We start from the raw sequence: 20,387 nt of genomic DNA, 5'->3' as shown, positions 1-20,387 counted from the left end.
CACGAGGCGTGACCGACAGCCGTCTATCACCGAACCCTCAGGCGCCACACAGGATCCGGGTGGATCCTGGAAGCAGGGCATCACCCAAGGGTGAGGAGAAGACCATGAGGGAGCTTCCACACTGGCACACGGCGAGCGCGCAAGGACCGCGCAAGCACAACGCGGACGCCGTCGCGGCGTACGCGGCGGCGGGCGGCCGGGGGATCGTGTTCGCGCTGGCCGATGGAGTCGGAGATCACCCGAACGCGGCACAAGCGGCGCGGACGGCGGCCTCGGCGGCAGCCCGGACACCGGTCGAGCACGGGGCGGTCGGGGCCGTTCTCGCTGCTCAGCGAGCCGTGCTCGCGCTCGGCGGGGCCGGTGACTGCGTCCTCGTCGTGGCTGTCAAGACCGGCGAAGGGTATGGCATCGCGTGGGCCGGGGACGCGCGGGCGTACGCTTGGGACGGTTACACCGTGCGGCAGGTGACGAAGGACCATACGCTCGCACAGTACTTCCGCGACCACGGACAACCCGTGACACCGCGGATGGAACACGTCGTCACCACCAGCGTCCGCACGGCCGGTGCACACGAGATCGGCACGGCCACCGTCACGACCGGCGGGCTTCTGCTCACCAGCGACGGCGTGCACAAGACGCTCAGCGGGCCGACCATGCTCGGCATCCTCGGGATGCCGGACGGGGCGGCCACGGCGCTGGTGCGGACGGCGATCTCGCTCGGTGGCTCCGACAACGCCACCGCGATCGTGGTGGATCCGCCCGGCGCGGACGTCACCACGGAAAAGTTTCGCGTCGCGGCCTGAACCGGGCGGTCAGGCCGCGACGCGATCCTGTTTCAGCTGCCGGTACTCACGCAGCACCAGCACGACGATCACGACGTCGAGGACGGCGAAGAACGGCAGCGCGAGCGAGTGCGTGTGGATCGCGCGGAAGACCTCGTAGATCACGAACGCCGAAAGCACCACGGCGGCCACGGGGTAGGCACGCATCACCTTGCGCGCCAGCGCCCAGACCAGGCCGAGTTTGATGAGCCCGTGCGCGAAGAGGTACACGACGGCGAACGTCCGGCCCTCGGCGAAGTGGCCGGCGGCGAGTTCCAGGTGCCGGGCCAGCGTTCCCTCGGGGTCGCCGAGCAGGTCACGGGTGACCACGGCGTGCGCGAAACCGGAGATGACCGACGCCGGGACGATCATCAGGACGAGCCCGCCCACCAGCTGCAAAGCGCCGTCGAGCCCCTTCAGGGTGATGGCGATCCGGAACAGCTTCTCGGTGCTCATGGGCGCTCCCTCCGTGCTCACCTCACCCTGGCGCACCCGGCCGCCGCCCGCAGCCACCGTCACCGGAACAGGCGGTCCTGGCAGGGCAGGCACCGTTCGTGCCGGGCGGTCCGGCCGGAGGGGTCCCTGCCGTAGAAGGGGAAGCACGGCGCCCCGCAGACGGCGAGGTAGATCCGCCCGCACCGCAGCGGTCGTTCGCCGACGTTGTGGGCCACGGCCAGCGCCCGGTGGTGCTCGCCCGCTTCGGGCAGCCAGCCGTCGTCCGGCAGCTTCGCGAGCACGTCGGCGTTGACGTCGTCCGAGCGCCGGAGCAGCGCCGTGCCGAGGTCGGTGAGCCGTTCGCCGAGATCACGGAGGACGTCGGCGCGCGGCACGTCGTCCTCGACCATCCGGGTGACGAAGGTGATGTCGGTGCCCAGGGAGCCGTGAAGGTCCCGGAGCCGGTCGAGAAGGCGGTGATCCATGCCTTCCCATTAAGGCGTTGCCGCAGGGAAACGAAAGTCGCGTCTTACGCCGTGTAGGTGACGTGACCGTTCATCACGGTGGCGGTGACGGGCATGTCGCGCAGTCCGGCCGTGGACAGCCGCGCCGGATCCACCGCGGTGACGACCAGATCCGCGACGTCCCCGACGGCCACTCCTGCCCGGCCACCGGACGCCGCCGCGAGCGCGGCCTCCAGCGGCATGGCCTGCTCGGGATGCCAAGGCGGACGGTCGTCGTCGGTGCGGCTGACCGCCGACGCGATCGCGTCCCACGGGTCCAGCGGCGCGACCGGCGCGTCCGAGCCGAACTCCAGGGTCACCCCGGAGCGGTGCAAAGCGCCGTAAGGGAAGGCCCGATCGGTCCAGCCGTGCCAGTGCCGGTCGGCGACGTCGCGGTCGTCCGGCTGATGGGCGGGCTGCACACTCGCCACCACACCCAGTTCGGCGAAGCGCGCGACGTCCTCGGCGCGCAGCAGCTGCGCGTGCTCGATGCGGCCCGCGCAGCCGACGCCTTCGAAGGCGTCGAGCGCGATCTTGTTGGCGTGATCGCCGATCGCGTGCACCGCCGGCGACAGGCCATGCTCGGAAGCCTTGCGCATCAACGGTTCCAGCTCCTCGGGCGGCAGTTCGAGCAGCCCGTGGGACTCGGTTCCGGCGTAGTGCCCCACGCAGTACGCGGTGCGGGTGTTCAGCGAACCGTCGACGAACAGCTTGAACGGGCCGACCGTAAGCAGCCCACCGCTGCCTTCGAGGACGTCGCCGGTGCGAAGACCGCGTTCGACGGCGGTGTCGAGCAGGTACTTCGCGATCACACAGGAAACCCGGACCGGCAGGGGTTTCCGCGCCAGCCGTCGCCGCCAGTCGGTGACCGTGTCGGCGTATTCGTAGTCGACGATCTTGGTGACGCCCCGGGCGGCCGCCGCGTCGAGGGCGTCGGCGACCCAGCCGTCGAGGACGTCCTCGGGGGCGACCGGGAGTTCGGCCGTCGCGCTCATGCAGTCGTTCTCCAGCAGTACCCCGGTCGGGTGCTCGCGGCCGATGAGCTTCAGTGCGGCGGGGCTGAGCCACAGCGTGTGGAGGTCGGCGCTGAACAGGGCGACCGGATGTCCCGGCAGCGCCTTCTGCAGCAGATCCTTGTGCGGGGCATCGGGCCAGAGGCCGTCGCGGAACCCGGCGCCGAGCACGAGATCACCGGGCGGCGCGGGATTCGCCAGCAGATGGGCCAGCACGAGTTCGACCGTGTGCGCGGCGGACGTCGCCTTCCCCAGGGGGATCCGGCGGCGCACGGCCGCCCACTGCGCGGTGTGCACGTGGGCGTCGACCAGGCCGGGCAGCAGCGTGCCGCCGTGCCCGTCCAGGATCTCCGACGCCTCACCCGCCTGCCCCGGGCCCGCGATGGCCGCGATCCGGCCGCTCTCGATCCGCACGTCCGACAGGGAACCCGCCAAGCCGACCCGGACCCGGCGCAACAGAAGATCGTCCACGCCCTCACCTTGCCAGCCCACCTCGCGAGTAGTCACCTACTTGCGGCGGTCAGGAGCGGGCGAAGGTGAGCTTTCCCAGCGCGCCCACCAAAGGCGCGAGTTCGGGGAGTTCTTCGGCGGCGGCGAGCGCCTCGGTGAGGACGGCGTCGTGCGTCGGCCGCGCGGCCGCGAGCAGTTCCTGTCCCGACGGCGTGACTTCCGTGTAGATCCCCCGCCGGTCGTCCGGGCACAGATACCGCTGCAGCAGTCCCCGGTCCTCCAGTCGCGACACCAGCCGGGTCGTCGCCGACTGGCTGAGCACGACGGCGTTCGACAGCTGGTTCATCCGCAGGTGGAAACCGTCCTGCCGGGCGAGTACGTCCAGCACGGTGTACTCGCTGACGGACAGCGAGTGCTCCTGCGCCAGCGCGCGCTCGAGCGCGTCCTCGATCCGCGCGTGCAGTGCGGCGAGGGTCCGCCAGCCCTGCGCGCGTGCCTCCACGGCGTCATCGGCCAGTGACACGGTTCACCTCTTCCCCGGTTGCCCGAGCTTCGTTGCGTCATGCATCATCAAGCGTGTGCAATATACGGCGCGTGCAACTATTTCGGACGCCCGTAGTTGCCAACGCCAGCCAACACCACCACTCTACGGGAAGAAGTGAGCATCCAATGCCCGCCGCTCTGCTCGCACTGGCGATCAGTGCCTTCGGTATCGGCACCACCGAGTTCGTGATCATGGGCCTGCTGCCCGAGGTCGCGGGCGACTTCGGCGTCTCGATCCCCTCCGCGGGGCTGCTGATCTCCGGCTACGCGCTCGGCGTCGTGGTCGGCGCCCCGCTGCTGACCGCGCTCGCGTCGCGGGTGCCGCGCAAGACGGTCCTGGTCGGCCTGATGGTCCTGTTCATCGCCGGCAACGTCGTTTCCGCGCTGGCCCCCACCTACGGCCTCCTCATGACCGGCCGCGTGGTCGCCGCGCTCTCGCACGGCGCGTTCTTCGGCGTCGGCGCGGTCGTCGCCGCCTCGCTGGTCGCGCCGAACAAGCAGGCGGGCGCCATCGCGATGATGTTCACCGGGCTGACCGTCGCCAACGTCCTCGGCGTCCCCGCCGGGACCGCGCTCGGCCAGGCGCTGGGCTGGCGCTCGACGTTCTGGGCGGTCAGTGTGCTCGGCGTGATCGGCCTGATCGGGATCCTCGCGCTGGTCCCCGCACAGGCGACGACGAAGAGCGCCGGACTGCGCAGCGAACTGGCCGTGTTCCGGCGTCCGCAGGTGTGGCTCGCGCTGGCGATGACCGCGCTCGGCTTCGCCGGGGTGTTCGCGTCCTTCACCTACATCGCCCCGATGATGACCGAGGTGGCCGGCTTCTCCTCCGGCGCGGTGACCTGGCTGCTGGTGCTGTTCGGCGGCGGCCTGTTCGTCGGCAACCTGCTCGGCGGCAAGGCGGCCGACCGGTCGCTGATGCCCAGCCTGTACGTCATCCTCGCCGTGCTCGCGGCCGTGCTGGTCGTGTTCGTCTTCACCGCGCATGCCCAGCTTCCCGCCGCGATCACCATCGCGGTCTTCGGCGCCGCCGGTTTCGCGACCGTCGCGCCGCTGCAGGCCCGTGTCATGAACAAGGCCGAAGGCGCGCCCGCGCTGGCTTCGGCGGCCAACATCGCCGCGTTCAACCTCGGCAACGCCGGAGGCGCGTGGCTCGGCGGCAAGGCCATCGACGCCGGTCTCGGCTACACCGCGCCCAACTGGATCGGTGCCGCGCTCGCGCTCGCCGGACTGCTGGTCGCGGTCATCTCGGGCATGCTCGACCATGGGCGGCGAAAGGCTCGTCGCGCCGAACTGGCCCCCGCCGCCTGAACCGGAAACACCCAAGAAAGGAACGCAAGTGACCGACATTCCCACCGTCAAGCTCAACAACGGGGTGGAGATGCCGCAGCTCGGGTTCGGCGTCTTCCAGGTGCCGGACGAGGAGACCACCGCCGCGGTCAAGGCCGCGCTGGACGCGGGCTACCGCAGCATCGACACCGCCGCCATCTACGGCAACGAAGCGGGCGTCGGCAAAGCACTCGCCGAGTCCGGCATCGCCCGCGACGAGCTGTTCATCACCACCAAGCTGTGGAACAGCGAACAGGGCTACGACGCCACGCTGAAGGCGTTCGACGCCAGCCTGGCCAAGCTGGGCCTCGAGCAGCTGGACCTGTACCTCATCCACTGGCCGACGCCGGAGCGCGACCTCTACCGCGACACGTGGAAAGCCTTCGAGAAGCTCTACGCCGACGGCCGGGTGCGCGCGATCGGCGTGTCCAACTTCCAGCCCGCCCACCTGGAACGGCTTCTCGACGCCGGTTCGGTGACTCCGGCGGTCAACCAGGTGGAGGTGCACCCGTACCTGCAGCAGGCCGAGGTCCGCGAGTTCGACGCGAAGCACGGCATCGCGACCGAGGCGTGGAGCCCGCTGGCCAAGGGCGGCGACCTGCTCGGCGAGGACGCGATCACGGCGCTCGCGTCGAAGCACGGCCGTACGCCGGCGCAAATCGTCCTGCGCTGGCATCTGCAGCTGGGCAACGTCGTGATCCCGAAGTCCGTGACACCGTCGCGGATCAAGGAGAACCTCGACGTCTTCGGGTTCACGCTGTCGGAGGAGGACATCGCTTCGCTGTCCGTGCTGGACCGGGGTGAGCGGACCGGGCCGGATCCCGACACCTTCAACGTCGCCTGAGCACCTCCCGCAATCAGTCACCTACTTGCGGCCTCCAGGGCGCGTCGCGCGCCCAGTGAGCGCAAGTAGGTGACTAATTGCGTGTTCGCAGGTAGCGGGCGTAGCTCTTCGTTTTCGCCCGAGCCCGCTGTGTAGCCGGTTACTATTCGGCCGCACAGAAGGCACTTGTGCGAAAAGAGGTAACCGGACGATGCAGGCCCGAGGACGCGCCGTCCTCGCGACACTTCTGCTCGTGGCGTTCCCAGTGGTGGTCGTCGCGGTGGGGGTCGCCAGTGTGCTGGTGGGCCTGCGGATCCAGGGCAAGGCCGGCACCTACGTCATGCTCGGCGGGCTCGCGATCATGATCGCGCTCGGCTTCGGGCTGGTGAGCGCGCTGAGGGCGCGGCGTCCCCCGATCGAAGGGCCGCGGCTGGACCGCGACGCCCATCCCGCGTTGTGGGAGATGATCGACGGCCTCGCCGCCCAGGTGAAGACACGGCCGCCGGACGAGATCGTGCTGATCGGCGAGATCAACGCCGCGGTCAGCGAGGACGCCCGGTTCCTCGGTCTGCGGCCGGGCCGCCGCACGATGCTGATCGGGCTGCCGTTGCTGGCCGCGATGAGCGTCAGCGAGCTGCGCGCGGTGCTCGCGCACGAACTCGGCCACTACGGCGGCGGCCACACCCGGCTGCTCGCGCTGACCTACCGCGGCACCCAGACGCTCGCCTTCACCGTCGACAGGCTGGACGGCGGCCCCGCCAAGGCCTTGCTCTCCGCCTACTCGAAGCTGTACCTGCTGATCGCGCGGTCGGCGAACCGGCGGCAGGAACTGCAGGCCGACGAGGCCTCCGTGCTCGCGGCGGGCAGCCGGACGGCGGCCGCCGCGCTGCGGAAGGCCGCGACGCTGAGCCCGCTCTGGAAGGACTACGCCGAGCGTTACCTGTCGCTCGGCGCGACGGCACGGCGCACTCCCCCGGTGCTACTGGGGTTCCGCTCGTACCTCAACCACCCCGCCCAGCGGGACTGGGTGGCCGAGTACTCCGAAGACATCCTTGACGGCGAAGAGCTGTCGAAGTACGACAGCCATCCGCCCACGAAGCGGCGGATCGCCGCGCTGGCCGGTGTCCCGGACAACCCGGTGAAGCCGGACGCGCGGCCGGGCTGGTCGCTGCTGGGTGCGCCGAAGATCGACGTGCCCGAGGCGGAACTGGACGTGCTGATCCGCGACGTCGGGCCGCGCGCGGACTGGGACGAGGTCGTCAAACGCGCCGGCCGCGCGTCGGTGGCGGAGGGCGCGAGGCTGCTGACCTCGGCCGGGATCGAGAGCAGGCTGGCGCCTCGCGGCACGATCGGCGAGGTCGTGCGGGTGCTGCGCGACGGAGACGCCGAAGCGCTCGCCAAGCCCCTGCGGGCCCCGTCCCGCGAAGAGGGTCTCGAACTGCTGACCGAGTTGTTCGCCGACACCGTCACCGCCGCGATGATCGACAACGGCGTCGCCGCGCACCGCCTGAACTGGGGCGGCGGCTGGGAACTGTGTCTCGGCGATGGCGAGCCGTTCGACGTCGCAGAGCTGGTCGGCCCGGCGGTGCGGAGCCCGCGCGCGGTCGACGAGCTGGTCCACAACCTGCGGCTGCTGAGTGTCCCCGCCGGGTACTTCTGCAAGCAGGTGCCCCGGCTGGAGCCGGATCCCGCCGAAGCCCGGATGCTCGGGATGTTCACCGCGCTGAAGGCCAAGCGGAAGCTCTACGACCTGATCGTCTGCGACACCGAAGTGGTGCTGCTGCCGATGGCGCGTTCGGTGCTGATCCGCCGGGGCCTCGCCGGCCTGATCGGGGCGCGCGGGGTGTCGGATCGCAAGCGGATCCGGAAGCTGCGGGAGCGCGGCCTCGACGATCTGCGCGCCGAACCGGGTGCCCGGCGGATCCCGTTCTCGGACATCGTCACGGGCGGTTTCGCCCGCCGGAAGCTGACCGAGTACCTGACGCTGGAGCTGTCCGACGGCGAGACGCTGGAACTGGCGATCACCGGCAACACCGAGGACTTCGGGACAGCCCACGACGAACTGACGGCGTTCTTCGGCTCGCTGAGGGCTTGACGAGGCCGGTCGTCACTGTGCCGCCGGAGCCTTGCCGGGCTTCTCCCTAGGGCTTGATCCCCACGCCGCCGAGGCTCAGGTGGTTCAACTCGGTCAGCGGGGCGAGGCGCGGGCCATCCGGCCACCATTCGTGCAGGTGGACCACACCCGGCTCGAGCATCTCCAGCCCGTCGAACAGCGACTCGATCTCGTCGCGACCGCGGTGCACGGTGCGATGTCCGGTGTCGGCCATCAGGTCGTCGAGTTTCCGGGCGAGCGCACCGCGCGAGCCCTCGCCTGGTGTGAAGTCGTGGCTGATCAGCACGTAGGACCCCGGTGCGATCGCGTCGACGTAGGCGCGGACGATGGCCTGCGCCTTGCCGAGGTCTTCGATGTGGTGCAGCACCGAGTTCAGGATCACCGCGACCGGGCGGTCGAGTTCGATGTGCTCGGCGACCACCGGATCGGCGAGGGTCCGGGCGGGATCGGCCAGATCCGCACCGCTGACGTGGACGAGATGGTCCTCCAACAGGGCCAGTCCGTGCGCCTGGACGACCGGGTCGTGGTCGACGTAGACGACCAGCGCGTCCGGGTTGTACCGCTGCGCCGCCTGATGGGTGTTCTCCGCGGTGGGCAGGCCCGAGCCCAGATCGAGGAACTGGTCGATATCGCGGGCACCGGCGAGGAACCGGACCACCCGGTTCGCCCAGGCGCGGAACTCCTTGGCCATCGCGGCGGCGTCGGGGGCGAGGGCGAGCAGGTCCACGACCGCTTGCCTGTCGACCTCGTAATGGTCGTGCCCGCCGAGGAGGACGTCCTTCATCCGGGCGAGGTTGGGCTTGCTGTAGTCGAGGGGCAGCGGGCGCCCCGGCACAGACCGGACCTCGTCCGAAGTCATGGACACGTTCCACCCTTCAGCCGCGCACGGGCCGCGCGAACGCGCCCACGGCTCCCTCGCCATCGACGGACCGTACACAGATTACGACATGGCGTGCATCCAAGTGAACCTCCCCAAGGGCCTTGGTCACCTGCGACATCACCCGAAAACGAGTTCACGCCACGTGAGGCCGCCGTCGGTGGTGCGGTAGACGGCCGACCCGCCTTCGGCGTCGGGCAGGCCGTCCACGACCACCCCGACCCGCTCGTCCGGGAAGTCCAGATCGTTGAGGCAGACCCCGCGGCCGCTGAGCACGGTCGTCGTCCAGGTCGCCCCGCCGTCGGCGGTGCTGTGCAGGAAACCGGTGCCGCCGCCTTCCGCCGCGACGGTCGCCGCCGCGGGCGAGGCCGCGCTGAAGCTCTGGTTGATCCCGAGAGTGGGCGCCTGCGCCGTCCCGGTGAAGTGCCCGCCCAGCTTCGGCGCGCGCCACAGCCGCCGGACGGTAGCCCCCGGCTGCGGCGTCCCCGGCCCCGCGCTGCACAGTGCCAGCACATGCCCTTGCCGGACACCGCTCAGCGAAGCCGAAGTGTCCGCCGGGCAAGGCGGCGGCGCGGCCGCGAAGGTCAGGCCGTCCGACGATGTCCAGTACTTCTGGACGCGATAGTCCGCCCCCATCGAAACCTGGATTCCGCCGCTGGTGGCGATGTCGCCGTAGGTCGAGGAACCGGTGACGGTGAAGCCCGGGACCGGCAGGAGGAGCCGCGCGCCGGAGATCCCGGCGTACAGCGTCGTCGTCGACGGGCTGCCGAAACCGGTGACCATCGCGAACACACGAGGTCCTGATTCGGCGATCTTCGAAATATAGAAGGGTTCCCGTATCCCGGCGAGCCGGACCTGCGACCACTTGCCGCCACCGTCGTGGCTGGCGAGCAGCCGGGTGCCGTCGGAGACGAACACGTCACGGTCGTCGATCACCGTGAGCTTGACCTGATTGTGGTTGTCCGGCAGCGAGATCGGCGGCTCGCCGACGCGCCGCCACCGTTTGCCGCCGTCGGTCGTCGACAGCAGGGAAGCGCACCATCCCGGTTTTCCGCACGGTGAGAACCCGAGGACGAGACCGCGCAGCGGCCCGGTCCAGCTCGTCGACGCGGGGGCGAAACCCTTGGGCACCAGCGCATCGGCGGCGGCGGGCGGGGTGAAGACGGACAGGGCGGTCAGTGTGGCGGCGGCGAGCGCGGCCCACCGGTTCGGCTTCATGACCACGAGACGTCCGGACCCCGCCGGGGTTGCCCGCCGTTCGGGGTGAACCCGGAGATCATCTCCGGTACGCTCTCAAACCTTGTTTCGCCCGGGGCCGGACCGGGTATACGGCGTTCGGCCGGTGAGACGGAGGTAGCACCGATGGACGACGCGGATTCGCGCGCTGGCGGTGACGAAGACGAAGACCCCGGGACCACTCGACGCCGCTTCAGCCTGAACGTCCACGACCCGGACCATCTGCCGCGCAAACTGGCCGGCCGGTACGAGGTCGGGGACCTGCTCGGCCGCGGCGCGACCGCCCGCGTATTCCGGGCCCGGGACCTGCGCGAACGGCGCGAGGTCGCACTGAAACTGTTCCACGCCGACACGATGATCCGGGACGAGCGCCGCCGGGAGCAGGAGATCAAGACCCTCAGCGCGGTCCGCCACCCCGGACTCGTGCCGCTGTACGACGCGGGCTCCGACGACGGCTACACCTACCTCACGATGCGCCTGGTCGAAGGGCCGAACCTGGCCCAGCGCCTGCGTTCCGGCCCCCTCCCCCAGGACGCGGTCGTCGAACTGGCCGCCCGGCTGTCCGACGCGCTCGCACACGTCCACGCGCACGGCATCACCCACCGTGACCTGAAACCGGCGAACATCCTGATGGCCGACGACGGCCCGTTGATCGGCGATTTCGGGGTGGCGCACGCCTTCGACGCGACCAGGGTGACCGAGACCGGCGGTGTCGTCGGCACGGCGGCGTACATGGCGCCCGAACAGGTCCGCGGCGAGGACGTCGGCCCGCCCGCCGACATCTATTCACTCGGCCTGGTCCTGCTCGAATGCCTGTCCGGGGAACGGGAGTACACCGGGACGCCGGTCGAGGCCGCGGTCGGGCGGCTGCACCGGCCGCCCCGGATCCCCGGCGGGCTGTCGGTGACCATGACGACGTTGTTGCGCGGGATGACCGCGCGGAAGCCGTCGCAGCGCCCGACGGCCGCGGCGATCTCGCGGATCCTGCTGGAGGATTCCACCGGGACGAAGGTCGCCCATCTCACGCCGGGCACCCGCAAGCGGGCGGCCGTGGTCGCCGCCATCAGCGCGCCCGCCGCCGCGATCACCGTCGGCGTGCTGCTGGCGGTCAACCAGACCGGGGCGAACGCGCCACTCCAGCCGGGCGGGATGCTTCCCCCTGCGGCCACCGGCTCGTCCGCTCCGGTGGCAGGCCGGGGGCCACAGTCCTCGGAGGCGGTCGAAGTGCCCACCGACGGCCCGAAAGCGAGCAACGGCACGGTGGTGGTGACCGAAGCCGTCCCGGTCTCCGCGAATCCGCCCGGCACCACCGAAAACACCGGTGTCACCTCGGCACCGAGTGACACGACCGCTTCGAACGACCTGCCGAGCACCTCGACGAAGCCGAGCAGGACCAAACCCAGGCCTCCGACGAAGAGCAGCAGGCCCGGGCCACCCGGCTGAGCGACCGCGCAGTCAGGGGGTCCACTGTGGACGATGATGGGAGACCGCGATGACCTACATCAACGACCCGCGTGAGCCTCAGGAAGAGATCGTCGAGCAGACGCCCGCCAGGATCCGCGCCGTGCGGGTCATCAACGCCCTGGTCCACGCCGTGTGCTGGATCTTCGCGCTGGTGCTGATCGTGCACATCCTGCTGGTGTTCGGCGAAGCCAACCCGGGGAACGGGTTCGCGCAGCTGATCGACCAGTGGTCACGCGGTGTCTCGCTCGGACTGCGCAACCTGTTCACCCCGGAGGGCCTCAAATTGCGCACCCTGTTCAACGACGGTCTCGCCGCGCTGCTGTGGCTGATCATCGGCGGCGTGGTGACCGATCTGGTGTCGCGGATCGGCCTCCCCGGCCCGAAGCGGGTCTGGTACCGGCGAACGCTCAGCTGAGCGAGCCCGGTTTCCCGTTCGGGGCGTCGCCGGCCTGGGCCTGCTCGGCCTGGGCGTCGGCGACCTCCGGGGCGGCTGTGGCCTCCGCGGGCCGCTTTCGGTCCGGCTCGTGCTCGGCCTCGAAATGCTCACGGCACCAACGTCCGTAGCGTCTGGCATGCACGGTCATCGCGGCACCTCCTTCTCCGCCACCACGATCCCTCAGTAATGTGACGCGCGCCACTCTTTTATTCGGCGAATCCGGCCACGATCGCGGCGCAGAACGCGGGCAGATCGCCGGGATTCCGGCTGGAGATCAGGCCGTTGTCGTTGACGACCTCCTGGTCGACGACGGTGCCGCCGGCGTTGCGGATGTCGGTGCGCACGCTGGGGTACGACGTGAGCGTGCGGCCGCGGACGACGTCGGCCTCGACGAGCGTCCACGGCCCGTGACAGATGACCCCGACCGGCTTGCCGCTGTTCACGAAGTCGCGCACGAAGCGGACCGCGTTCTCGTCCGCGCGCAGATTGTCCGGATTCATCGTGCCGCCGGGCAGCACGAGCGCGTCGAAGTCGTCGACCGTGACGTCCTTGACGACCCGGTCCACGGTGAACTTGTCCGCCTTGTCGATGTCGCCGTTCATGGCCTGGATCTCGCCCGGTTCCAGCGAGACGACTTCGGCCTTCGCCCCGGCGTCGGTGACCGCCTTGCGCGGTTCGACCAATTCGACCTGTTCCACGCCGTCCGCGGCGAGGATGGCCACGCGGCGTCCGTTCAGCGATGTCGCCATGGGTTCCCTCCTGAGGTCGTCGTCCGCTCTCGGACTACCCCGGACCGGCACCGGCGAACCATGGGTATGAACCGCGATCACGTCGGGTATCCGCCGCGTATGCGACTTCGGCGAGCGGACCTCGGGTCCCCCGGCATCCGGAGGCGGCGAAGAGGCCGGGGCTTCGGCTACATGACCCCGGACGGCGAACCGCTCAAGGACCCGGACACGATCGAACGGATCACCGCGCTGGCGATCCCGCCCGCGTGGCGGCGCGTGTGGATCTCCCCGCACGAGAACGCCCACATCCAGGCCGTCGGGGTCGACGACGCCGGGCGGAAACAGTATCTCTACCACGGGGAATGGCGGCGTGCCCGTGACGAGGAGAAACACGAGCGCGTCCTCGCGCTGGCACGGAAGCTGCCCAAGCTGCGCGAAGCGGTCCGAGAGGATCTCGACTCGCGTGGCCTGAAGCGGGAACGCGTGCTCGCCGGCGCGCTGCGCATGATCGACCTCGGGGTCTTCCGCACCGGCGGCGAAAGTTACGCCGACGAGCACGGCACGCACGGGGTGGCGACGTTGCTGTGCGAGCACGTCGAGCTCCGCGACGAATGCCTGGTCTGCGACTATCCGGCCAAGCACGGGATCCAGCGCAAGGTCCGGTTGCGGGACGAGGCGCTGGTGCGGTTGGTCCGGTCCCTGCGCCGGGCGCGGGGCGGAAACGTCCGTCTGCTCGCGTACCGCAACAGCGCGGGCTGGCACGAGGTGAAGGCCGACGACATCAACGAACGGCTCCGTGAACTCGTGGGCGAGGGCTTCACCGCCAAGGACCTGCGCACCTGGAACGCCACCGTCCTGGCCGCTTCGGCCTTCGCGGACACAGAAAAACCTTCCAGCGAACGAGGATTGAAGCGGGTCGAGAAGGCCGTGATGACCGAAGTGGCCGAAGGGCTGGGCAACACGCCCGCCGTGGCGCGACGGTCCTATGTGGACCCACGGGTGATCGAGGCGTACCGGCGGGACCGGACCGTCGGACGCGCGGTGCGGCGAGCCGCGAAGGCGACCGGCCCCGACGAGGCCCGCGACATCGTGGAGCGGGCGGTGGTGCGGCTACTGAACGGGTCGTGACGCCTCTATCGCGAGGACGGCGATGTCGTCGTGCGTCCCGCTGCCGAGCCACTCCCGCACCGCGGAGCGGACCCTGGCGACCACCTCGCGACCGGACAGCCCCTGGCAACCGGTCAGCAGTTCACGCAGCCGTTCGTCCCCGAACAGGTCCGACGGCCGCTCGTGGTGACGCGCTTCGGTGATCCCGTCCGTGTAGAGCAGGCAGACGTCGCCCTCGGCCAGGCGGATGGCCGTCTCGGCGAACCGGGCCTGCGGGGAGATCCCGACCAGGGTGCCGGGCAGGGTGATCTCGTCGACCCCGCCGCGGCGGCGCACCACCAGCGGCGCGGGATGCCCGCCGGAGGCCAAGGTGACGTCGAGACCGTCTTCGGCCGCCTGCACCGAACCGAGCACCAGCGTGGCGAACCGGCCACTGCCGCCGGTGATGAGCAGGGAGTTGAGCAGGCTCAGCAACGTCGTGTTGTCGTGCTCGACGAGGCCGAGCGCGGCGAGGGTCTGCCGGACCCGGCCGGTGAGCGCGGCCGCCTCGGCGCCCTTTCCACAAACGTCACCGAGGACGAACATCGCCCCGCCGCCCTCGCGCGGCAGGACGTCGTAGAAGTCTCCGCCGACATCGAGCAGGCCTCCCGACGGCTCGTACCAGACGTCGAACTTGACGCCGTGGACCTCCGGGGGCGGCGTCGGGCGCAGCGTGGTCTCCAGACCGCGCGTGGCCTCTTCCTGGCGGGCGTAGCGGTGCGCGTTCGCCAGCGCCGTCCCGGCCGCGCGGGCGAACTCGGTCACCGCGCGCGGGTGGTCCTCGCCGAACGCGGGCGCGCCGCGCCTGCCGAGCACCACCGCGCCGGTGACCCCGGCGCCGCCGTCGAACCCCAGTGAGACCACGGTCACCGACGGATGGACGGCGAGCCGTTCCGCGACGATCGCGGGCAGCGTCGCGACCTCTTCCTCCGGGACGGCCTTGGCCTCGGGTTCCTCGGTGGAGGCGAAGGTGCCGGCGAGCACCGGCGCCAGCTGGGCGGGGACACGCCGGATCCGGCCGTGCCCGTGATTGGTGCGGTGATCGCAGCTCCACCATTCCCACCGGCCGCGGGTGGTCGGCAGCAGGACGAACACGCAGTCGGCGAGTTCGGCCGCGGCGACCTCGGCGATCGCCTTCGCCGTCCCGTGCCGTCCCCGCGCGGAGGCCAGCCGGGGCGCCGAAGCGGCGAGGAAGCCGTCCACGCGCGGGCCGTCGGCCGCGACCGCGGAGGTCACCGTCCACGCGTGCCAGCCGCCCGGCAGCGTCCGGATCCGCGCGGGGAATCGGCGGCCGGTGTGTTCGACATGCCCGACATCGGGGCCTTCGGCGGTCAGTATCGGGCGGCCGCCGCCGAACAGTTCCCGGGCGGCGGGGTTCGACCAGCGCAGCGCGCCACCGACGTCCTGCACGAGCACCGCGTCGCGGACGTCTTCGAGCAGCTCACGCCAGAACCGCCCGGATTCGGGCAGCGCGCCCTCGCTCGCCGTCGGCGACGACTCCGAGGGGAGCGACGTCGAGGCCGGGGCCGGCCGTGACACCATTCCCGGACCTCCTCCTGCCTGGCGGGTAGCGCAGTGTGAGCGGGCGGACTGGCTCGAAGTGTAGGTCGAATCATGGCACGCTGATGCGACGACCATGGCTTGGCATGCGTGGTGGAGAGGGTCGACACAGATGACACAGCACTCCCAAAGGGACCGGAACCCCGCAGAAGGCGGTGGCGGCCAGGTGGACGAAGCGACCCTGGAACGCCTGCTCGCGGCGGCTCGTGACCTCGGGGACGGCAACTTCCGGCGGCGGCTCGTGGCCCACGGCGACGGGCTCGCGGCCCAGCTCGCGGGTGCCTTCAACGACATCGCCGAACGGAACCAGCGACTGGTGACCGAACTCCTGCGTGTCCGCGAGGCGGTCGGCAAGGAAGGCAGGCTGACCGAGCGTGTCGCGGCCGAGATCGGCCCCGGCGGCTGGGCCACCGCGGTCGACGTCGTCAACGGGCTGATCGAGGACGTGAGCAGGCCCACGGCCGAGCTCAACCGGGTCCTCGGCGCGGTCGCCGAAGGTGATCTGTCCGAGCCGATGCCGCTGGAGGTCGGCGGGCGGCCGCTGCAGGGCCAGTTCGCCGAAGTCGCGAAGACGGTCAACGGCCTGATCAAGCAGCTTTCGCGGTTCGCGACCGAGGTCACCAGAGTGGCCCGCGAGATCGCCACCGAAGGACGGCTCGGCGGTCAGGCCGAGGTTCCGGGGGTGGCGGGCACCTGGCGCGATCTCACCGACAACGTCAACGTCATGGCCAGCAACCTGACCGACCAGGTGCGCAACATCGCGCAGGTGACCACCGCGGTGGCGCGGGGCGACCTGACCCAGAAGATCAACGTCGACGCGCGCGGCGAGATCCTCGAGCTCAAGAACACCGTCAACATCATGGTCGACCAGCTCTCGTCGTTCGCCGACGAAGTGACCCGGGTGTCCCGCGAGGTGGGTAGCGAAGGCCGTCTCGGCGGTCAGGCGCAGGTCCCCGGCGCGGCGGGCACGTGGCGCGACCTCACCGACTCGGTGAACCTGATGGCGGACAACCTGACCGACCAGGTCCGCAACATCGCCCAGGTGGCCACCGCGGTGGCGCAGGGCGATCTGTCGCAGAAGATCAACGTCGACGCCAAGGGCGAGATCCTCGAGCTCAAGAACACCTTGAACACGATGGTCGACCAGCTCTCGTCGTTCGCCGACGAGGTCACCCGCGTCGCCCGCGAGGTCGGCAGCGAAGGACGGCTCGGCGGGCAGGCGACCGTGCCGGGCGTGGCGGGCACCTGGCGTGGCCTCACCGACTCGGTGAACCAGATGGCGGACAACCTGACCGACCAGGTCCGCAACATCGCCCAGGTCACCACGGCGGTGGCGAAGGGCGACCTGACGCAGAAGATCACGGTCGACGCGCGCGGCGAGATCCTCGAACTCAAAACGACCGTCAACACGATGGTCGACCAGCTGTCGGCGTTCGCCGACGAGGTCACCCGCGTCGCGCGCGAGGTCGGCACGGAAGGTCAGCTCGGCGGGCAGGCGCAGGTGCCCGGAGTCGCCGGGACCTGGCGCGACCTCACCGGGTCGGTCAACTTCATGGCGAACAACCTCACCGCACAGGTCCGCAACATCGCCCAGGTGGCGACAGCGGTGGCGAAGGGCGACCTCTCGCAGAAGATCGCCGTCGACGCCAAGGGCGAGATCCTCGAACTGAAGAACACGCTGAACACCATGGTGGATCAGCTGTCGGCGTTCGCCGACGAGGTCACCCGTGTCGCCCGTGAGGTCGGCAGTGACGGGCGGCTCGGCGGCCAGGCGCAGGTACCCGGCGTGGCCGGGACGTGGAAGGACCTCACCGACAACGTCAACTTCATGGCGAAGAACCTGACAGACCAGGTCCGCAACATCGCCCAGGTCACCACAGCGGTGGCGAAGGGCGACCTGACGCAGAAGATCATCGTCGACGCGCGCGGCGAGATCCTGGAGCTCAAGAACACCGTCAACATCATGGTCGACCAGCTGTCGGCGTTCGCCGACGAGGTCACCCGGGTGTCCCGCGAGGTCGGTACCGAAGGCAAACTCGGCGGCCAGGCGCAGGTGCGCGGCGTCGCCGGGACCTGGAAGGACCTCACCGACAACGTCAACGTCATGGCCACCAACCTCACCGACCAGGTGCGGAGCATCGCGACGGTGACCACGGCGGTGGCGAACGGCGATCTGTCGAAGAAGATCTCGATCGACGCCCAGGGCGAGGTCGCCGTTCTCGCCGAGACGATCAACAGCATGGTCGAGACGCTGCGCGCGTTCGCCGACGAGGTCACCCGCGTCGCGCGGGAGGTCGGCACCGAAGGCATCCTCGGCGGCCAGGCCCGCGTCCCGAACGTGGCAGGCACGTGGAAGGCGTTGACGGACAACGTGAACGTCATGGCCGACAACCTGACCGGCCAGGTCCGCAGCATCGCGACGGTGACCACCGCGGTGGCGCAGGGCGATCTGTCGAAGAAGATCGACATCGACGCGCGCGGTGAGATCCTCGAACTCAAGACGACCATCAACACGATGGTCGACCAGCTGTCGGCCTTCGCCTCCGAAGTCACCCGTGTCGCCCGCGAGGTCGGCACGGACGGCACGCTCGGCGGTCAGGCGGAGGTGCCCGGCGTCGCCGGCACGTGGTCGCGGCTGACCGAAAGCGTGAACCAGCTGGCCGGGAACCTGACCACCCAGGTGCGGGCGATCGCGCAGGTGGCCACCGCGGTGACCGCCGGCGATCTGACCCGGCACATCACCGTCGACGCGTCCGGGGAGGTGGCCGAACTCAAGGACAACATCAACCAGATGATCGCGAACCTGAAGGAGACCACCCGGGCGAACCGCGAGCAGGACTGGCTCAAGACCAACCTCGCCCGGCTGTCCGCGCTCATGCAGGGTCACCGCGATCTCGCGTCGGTGGCGTCGCTGATCCTGTCCGAACTGACCCCGCTGGTGTCCGCGCAGCAGGGCGCGTTCTTCCTCGCCCGTGAAGACGAGCAGGAAGACGTCGTCCTGGAGAGCATCGCCACCTACGGGCTGGCGAAATCCCAGAACGGCCTGCGGTTCTCCCCCGGCGAATCGCTCATCGGACAGGCCGCCGTCGACCGCCGCACGATACTGGTCCACGAGGCCCCGCCGGAGTACGCGCTCATCTCCTCGGGCCTGGGCTCGGCCGCCCCGGTGAACGTGATCGTGCTGCCGGTGCTGTTCCAGGGCGAGGTGCTCGGCGTGCTGGAACTGGCGAGCATCAACGCCTTCAGCACCGTCCACATCGACCTGCTGGAGCAGCTGAAGGAGACCATCGCGGTCAACGTCAGCACCATCCAGTCCAACTCGCGCACCGAGGCCCTGCTGACCGAATCCCAGCGCCTGGCACAGGAACTGCGCGCGCGGTCCGAGCAGTTGCAGGCGCAGCAACGGGAACTGCGCCGGTCCAACACGGATCTGGCGGAGAAGGCGGCGCTGCTGGCACAGCAGAACCGCGACATCGAGGTCAAGAACAGCGAGATCGAGCAAGCGCGGCAGGAACTCGAAGAGCGTGCCGGGCAGCTGACCATGGCGTCGCAGTACAAGTCCGAGTTCATGGCGAACATGTCGCACGAACTGCGGACGCCGCTCAACAGCGCGCTGATCCTCGCGAAACTCCTTTCGGAGAACCCGGACGGGAACCTGTCGGAGAAGCAGATCCAGTTCGCGCGGACGATCTACTCGGCGGGCAGCGACCTGCAACAGCTGATCAACGACATCCTCGACATGGCCAAGGTCGAGGCCGGTCACCTGGACCTGCAGATGTCCGACGTCACGCTGCCCGAACTGGTCGAGTACGTCGAATCGATCTGCCGTCCGCTCACTTCGGACAAGGGCCTGGAGTTCGCCGTCCTGATCGACCCGCCGGTGCCGTCGTCGATCCACACCGACGAACACCGTGTGCAGCAGGTGCTGCGGAACCTGCTGTCCAACGCGGCGAAGTTCACCGACGAGGGCGCCGTGCGCCTGCACATCCGCATGGCCGATCCGGGCGAGGTCGAAGCCGACTCGCTCCGCCAAGCCCCCGGTGTCCTCGCGTTCGCCGTCGAAGACACCGGAATCGGCATCGCGCCGGACAAACTCGCGATCATCTTCGACGCGTTCCGCCAGGCCGACGGCACCACCAGCCGCAAGTACGGCGGCACCGGGCTGGGGCTGTCGATCAGCCAGCAGCTGACGGAACTGCTCGGCGGCGAGCTGCGCGTCCGCAGTGAACCCGGCAAGGGCAGCACGTTCACGCTGTACCTGCCGGTGAGCGCGGCGAACCTGGTCGTCCCGACCACGCAGGCGAGCGGTGTCCCGCTGATCATGGCCGTCCCGCAGGTTATCCCGGTGCCCCCGTCGCAGCGGTTCCACGGCGAGAAGATCCTGATCGTCGACGACGACCTGCGCAACGTCTTCGCCCTGGCCGCCGTGCTGGAGCGCAACGGCCTGGAGGTCATCTATGCCGAGACCGGCGTCGCGGGCATCCGGGCGCTGGAACGGCACGAGGACACCGCGCTCGTGCTGATGGACGTGATGATGCCCGAACTGGACGGCAACGCCACGATCACCGCGATCCGCGCCGAGGCCGCGCACGAAGACCTGCCCGTGATCGCCGTCACGGCGAAGGCGACCGCGGAGGACAAGGCGCGGACGCTCGCCTCGGGGGCGGACGACTACGTGACCAAGCCGGTGGACACGGACAGGCTGCTGGACCTGATCGCCGTCCACCTCGAGGCCGATGCCGCCTCCAGCGGGCTTTCACGTGCCGTGGCGACCACCGCGGACGAATCCGAGGTCGGCGCGGACTGAGGGCCGCGGTGAGCTGTGGGCCCGGTCTCGTGAGTGGCTAGGACGGTTAGAACCGTCCTAGCCACTCACGAGACCAACGCTGGTCCGGACATGAAAGAACCCGCAG

General features: G+C 70.0%; 17 protein-coding genes. 8 read left to right on the top strand and 9 right to left on the bottom strand.

Annotation, left to right across the window (positions count from 1 at the left end):
* The first annotated feature begins 104 nt into the window (after positions 1-104).
* Positions 105-803 carry a PP2C family protein-serine/threonine phosphatase gene (locus H074_RS34550; protein WP_007034740.1) on the top strand — a complete coding sequence of 233 codons (699 nt, stop codon included), beginning with the start codon at positions 105-107 and terminating at the stop codon, positions 801-803.
* Between the two features lie 9 nt (positions 804-812).
* On the opposite strand, the gene H074_RS34545 is transcribed toward H074_RS34550, so the two are convergent.
* Genes H074_RS34545 through H074_RS34530 form a run of 4 tightly spaced genes read right to left on the bottom strand, consistent with a single transcriptional unit; the run spans position 813 to position 3,745 of the window.
* Complete coding sequence (locus H074_RS34545; RefSeq protein WP_007034739.1) at positions 813-1,277, bottom strand: DUF2127 domain-containing protein; 465 nt, start codon at positions 1,275-1,277, stop codon at positions 813-815.
* A gap of 59 nt (positions 1,278-1,336) precedes the next feature.
* Complete coding sequence (locus H074_RS34540) at positions 1,337-1,741, bottom strand: hypothetical protein (protein ID WP_007034738.1); 405 nt, start codon at positions 1,739-1,741, stop codon at positions 1,337-1,339.
* 44 nt (positions 1,742-1,785) lie between these two features.
* A complete protein-coding gene (locus H074_RS34535; protein WP_039924100.1) occupies positions 1,786-3,243 on the bottom strand; it encodes an amidohydrolase in 1,458 nt (485 codons plus the stop codon).
* 49 nt (positions 3,244-3,292) lie between these two features.
* On the bottom strand, positions 3,293-3,745 hold the full coding sequence (locus tag H074_RS34530) for a MarR family winged helix-turn-helix transcriptional regulator (protein WP_007034736.1): 453 nt from the start codon (positions 3,743-3,745) through the stop codon (positions 3,293-3,295).
* Positions 3,746-3,891: 146 nt separating this feature from the next.
* Between H074_RS34530 and H074_RS34525 the strand changes: the two genes are divergently transcribed.
* The 3 genes from H074_RS34525 (at position 3,892) to H074_RS34515 (ending at position 8,009) form a co-directional block, all read left to right on the top strand.
* A complete protein-coding gene (locus H074_RS34525) occupies positions 3,892-5,073 on the top strand; it encodes an MFS transporter (protein WP_007034735.1) in 1,182 nt (393 codons plus the stop codon).
* A gap of 28 nt (positions 5,074-5,101) precedes the next feature.
* A complete protein-coding gene (locus H074_RS34520; RefSeq protein ID WP_007034734.1) occupies positions 5,102-5,935 on the top strand; it encodes an aldo/keto reductase in 834 nt (277 codons plus the stop codon).
* A 190-nt stretch (positions 5,936-6,125) separates the two neighbouring features.
* On the top strand, positions 6,126-8,009 hold the full coding sequence (locus tag H074_RS34515) for a M48 family metalloprotease (protein ID WP_007034733.1): 1,884 nt from the start codon (positions 6,126-6,128) through the stop codon (positions 8,007-8,009).
* A gap of 46 nt (positions 8,010-8,055) precedes the next feature.
* On the opposite strand, the gene H074_RS34510 is transcribed toward H074_RS34515, so the two are convergent.
* Positions 8,056-8,886 carry an SAM-dependent methyltransferase gene (locus H074_RS34510; protein WP_007034732.1) on the bottom strand — a complete coding sequence of 277 codons (831 nt, stop codon included), beginning with the start codon at positions 8,884-8,886 and terminating at the stop codon, positions 8,056-8,058.
* A gap of 138 nt (positions 8,887-9,024) precedes the next feature.
* Positions 9,025-10,122, bottom strand: coding sequence for a sialidase family protein (locus H074_RS34505; RefSeq protein WP_007034731.1), 1,098 nt, complete (start codon positions 10,120-10,122; stop codon positions 9,025-9,027).
* A gap of 144 nt (positions 10,123-10,266) precedes the next feature.
* Between H074_RS34505 and H074_RS34500 the strand changes: the two genes are divergently transcribed.
* Both H074_RS34500 and H074_RS34495 read left to right on the top strand, forming a co-directional pair.
* Entirely contained in the window at positions 10,267-11,583 is a 1,317-nt protein-coding gene (locus tag H074_RS34500; RefSeq protein WP_007034730.1) for a serine/threonine-protein kinase, read from the top strand.
* A gap of 49 nt (positions 11,584-11,632) precedes the next feature.
* Positions 11,633-12,019 carry a hypothetical protein gene (locus tag H074_RS34495; protein WP_007034729.1) on the top strand — a complete coding sequence of 129 codons (387 nt, stop codon included), beginning with the start codon at positions 11,633-11,635 and terminating at the stop codon, positions 12,017-12,019.
* Here the strand turns inward: H074_RS34495 and H074_RS41205 are convergent.
* The gene (locus H074_RS41205; protein WP_167333193.1) at positions 12,012-12,188 is read right to left on the bottom strand and encodes a hypothetical protein; all 177 of its coding nucleotides are present in this window, start codon (positions 12,186-12,188) and stop codon (positions 12,012-12,014) included. The two genes, H074_RS34495 and H074_RS41205, sit on opposite strands and share 8 nt — an antisense overlap.
* A 58-nt stretch (positions 12,189-12,246) precedes the next feature.
* Positions 12,247-12,789, bottom strand: coding sequence for a type 1 glutamine amidotransferase domain-containing protein (locus tag H074_RS34490; RefSeq protein WP_007034728.1), 543 nt, complete (start codon positions 12,787-12,789; stop codon positions 12,247-12,249).
* A 99-nt stretch (positions 12,790-12,888) separates the two neighbouring features.
* On the opposite strand from H074_RS34490, the gene H074_RS34485 reads away from it, so the two are divergent.
* Complete coding sequence (locus H074_RS34485) at positions 12,889-13,896, top strand: DNA topoisomerase IB (RefSeq protein WP_039924166.1); 1,008 nt, start codon at positions 12,889-12,891, stop codon at positions 13,894-13,896.
* Here H074_RS34485 and H074_RS34480 read toward each other — a convergent pair.
* Positions 13,879-15,456, bottom strand: a complete 1,578-nt coding sequence (locus H074_RS34480; protein ID WP_007034726.1) for a SpoIIE family protein phosphatase — start codon at positions 15,454-15,456, stop codon at positions 13,879-13,881. The two genes, H074_RS34485 and H074_RS34480, sit on opposite strands and share 18 nt — an antisense overlap.
* Positions 15,457-15,586: 130 nt before the next feature.
* Here H074_RS34480 and H074_RS34475 point away from each other — a divergent pair, with 130 nt between their 5' ends.
* A complete protein-coding gene (locus H074_RS34475; protein ID WP_051072070.1) occupies positions 15,587-20,281 on the top strand; it encodes a HAMP domain-containing protein in 4,695 nt (1,564 codons plus the stop codon).
* The last annotated feature ends 106 nt before the right edge of the window (positions 20,282-20,387 follow it).

It is taken from the genome of Amycolatopsis decaplanina DSM 44594, assembly GCF_000342005.1.
In the GTDB taxonomy this organism is placed as follows: domain Bacteria; phylum Actinomycetota; class Actinomycetes; order Mycobacteriales; family Pseudonocardiaceae; genus Amycolatopsis; species Amycolatopsis decaplanina.
Note: the sequence above shows the minus strand (reverse complement) of the source record. Positions and strands in the feature narration are given on the sequence as shown.

What these genes read in the sequence shown, in the direction of transcription:
- H074_RS34480 (WP_007034726.1), bottom strand. Translation starts at nt 15,456, where the DNA reads ATGGTGTCACGGCCGGCCCCGGCCTCGACGTCGCTCCCCTCGGAGTCG.
- H074_RS34495 (WP_007034729.1), top strand. Translation starts at nt 11,633, where the DNA reads ATGACCTACATCAACGACCCGCGTGAGCCTCAGGAAGAGATCGTCGAG.
- H074_RS34550 (WP_007034740.1), top strand. Translation starts at nt 105, where the DNA reads ATGAGGGAGCTTCCACACTGGCACACGGCGAGCGCGCAAGGACCGCGC.
- H074_RS41205 (WP_167333193.1), bottom strand. Translation starts at nt 12,188, where the DNA reads ATGACCGTGCATGCCAGACGCTACGGACGTTGGTGCCGTGAGCATTTC.
- H074_RS34505 (WP_007034731.1), bottom strand. Translation starts at nt 10,122, where the DNA reads ATGAAGCCGAACCGGTGGGCCGCGCTCGCCGCCGCCACACTGACCGCC.
- H074_RS34510 (WP_007034732.1), bottom strand. Translation starts at nt 8,886, where the DNA reads ATGACTTCGGACGAGGTCCGGTCTGTGCCGGGGCGCCCGCTGCCCCTC.
- H074_RS34540 (WP_007034738.1), bottom strand. Translation starts at nt 1,741, where the DNA reads ATGGATCACCGCCTTCTCGACCGGCTCCGGGACCTTCACGGCTCCCTG.
- H074_RS34475 (WP_051072070.1), top strand. Translation starts at nt 15,587, where the DNA reads ATGACACAGCACTCCCAAAGGGACCGGAACCCCGCAGAAGGCGGTGGC.
- H074_RS34485 (WP_039924166.1), top strand. Translation starts at nt 12,889, where the DNA reads ATGCGACTTCGGCGAGCGGACCTCGGGTCCCCCGGCATCCGGAGGCGG.
- H074_RS34545 (WP_007034739.1), bottom strand. Translation starts at nt 1,277, where the DNA reads ATGAGCACCGAGAAGCTGTTCCGGATCGCCATCACCCTGAAGGGGCTC.
- H074_RS34515 (WP_007034733.1), top strand. Translation starts at nt 6,126, where the DNA reads ATGCAGGCCCGAGGACGCGCCGTCCTCGCGACACTTCTGCTCGTGGCG.
- H074_RS34490 (WP_007034728.1), bottom strand. Translation starts at nt 12,789, where the DNA reads ATGGCGACATCGCTGAACGGACGCCGCGTGGCCATCCTCGCCGCGGAC.
- H074_RS34500 (WP_007034730.1), top strand. Translation starts at nt 10,267, where the DNA reads ATGGACGACGCGGATTCGCGCGCTGGCGGTGACGAAGACGAAGACCCC.
- H074_RS34525 (WP_007034735.1), top strand. Translation starts at nt 3,892, where the DNA reads ATGCCCGCCGCTCTGCTCGCACTGGCGATCAGTGCCTTCGGTATCGGC.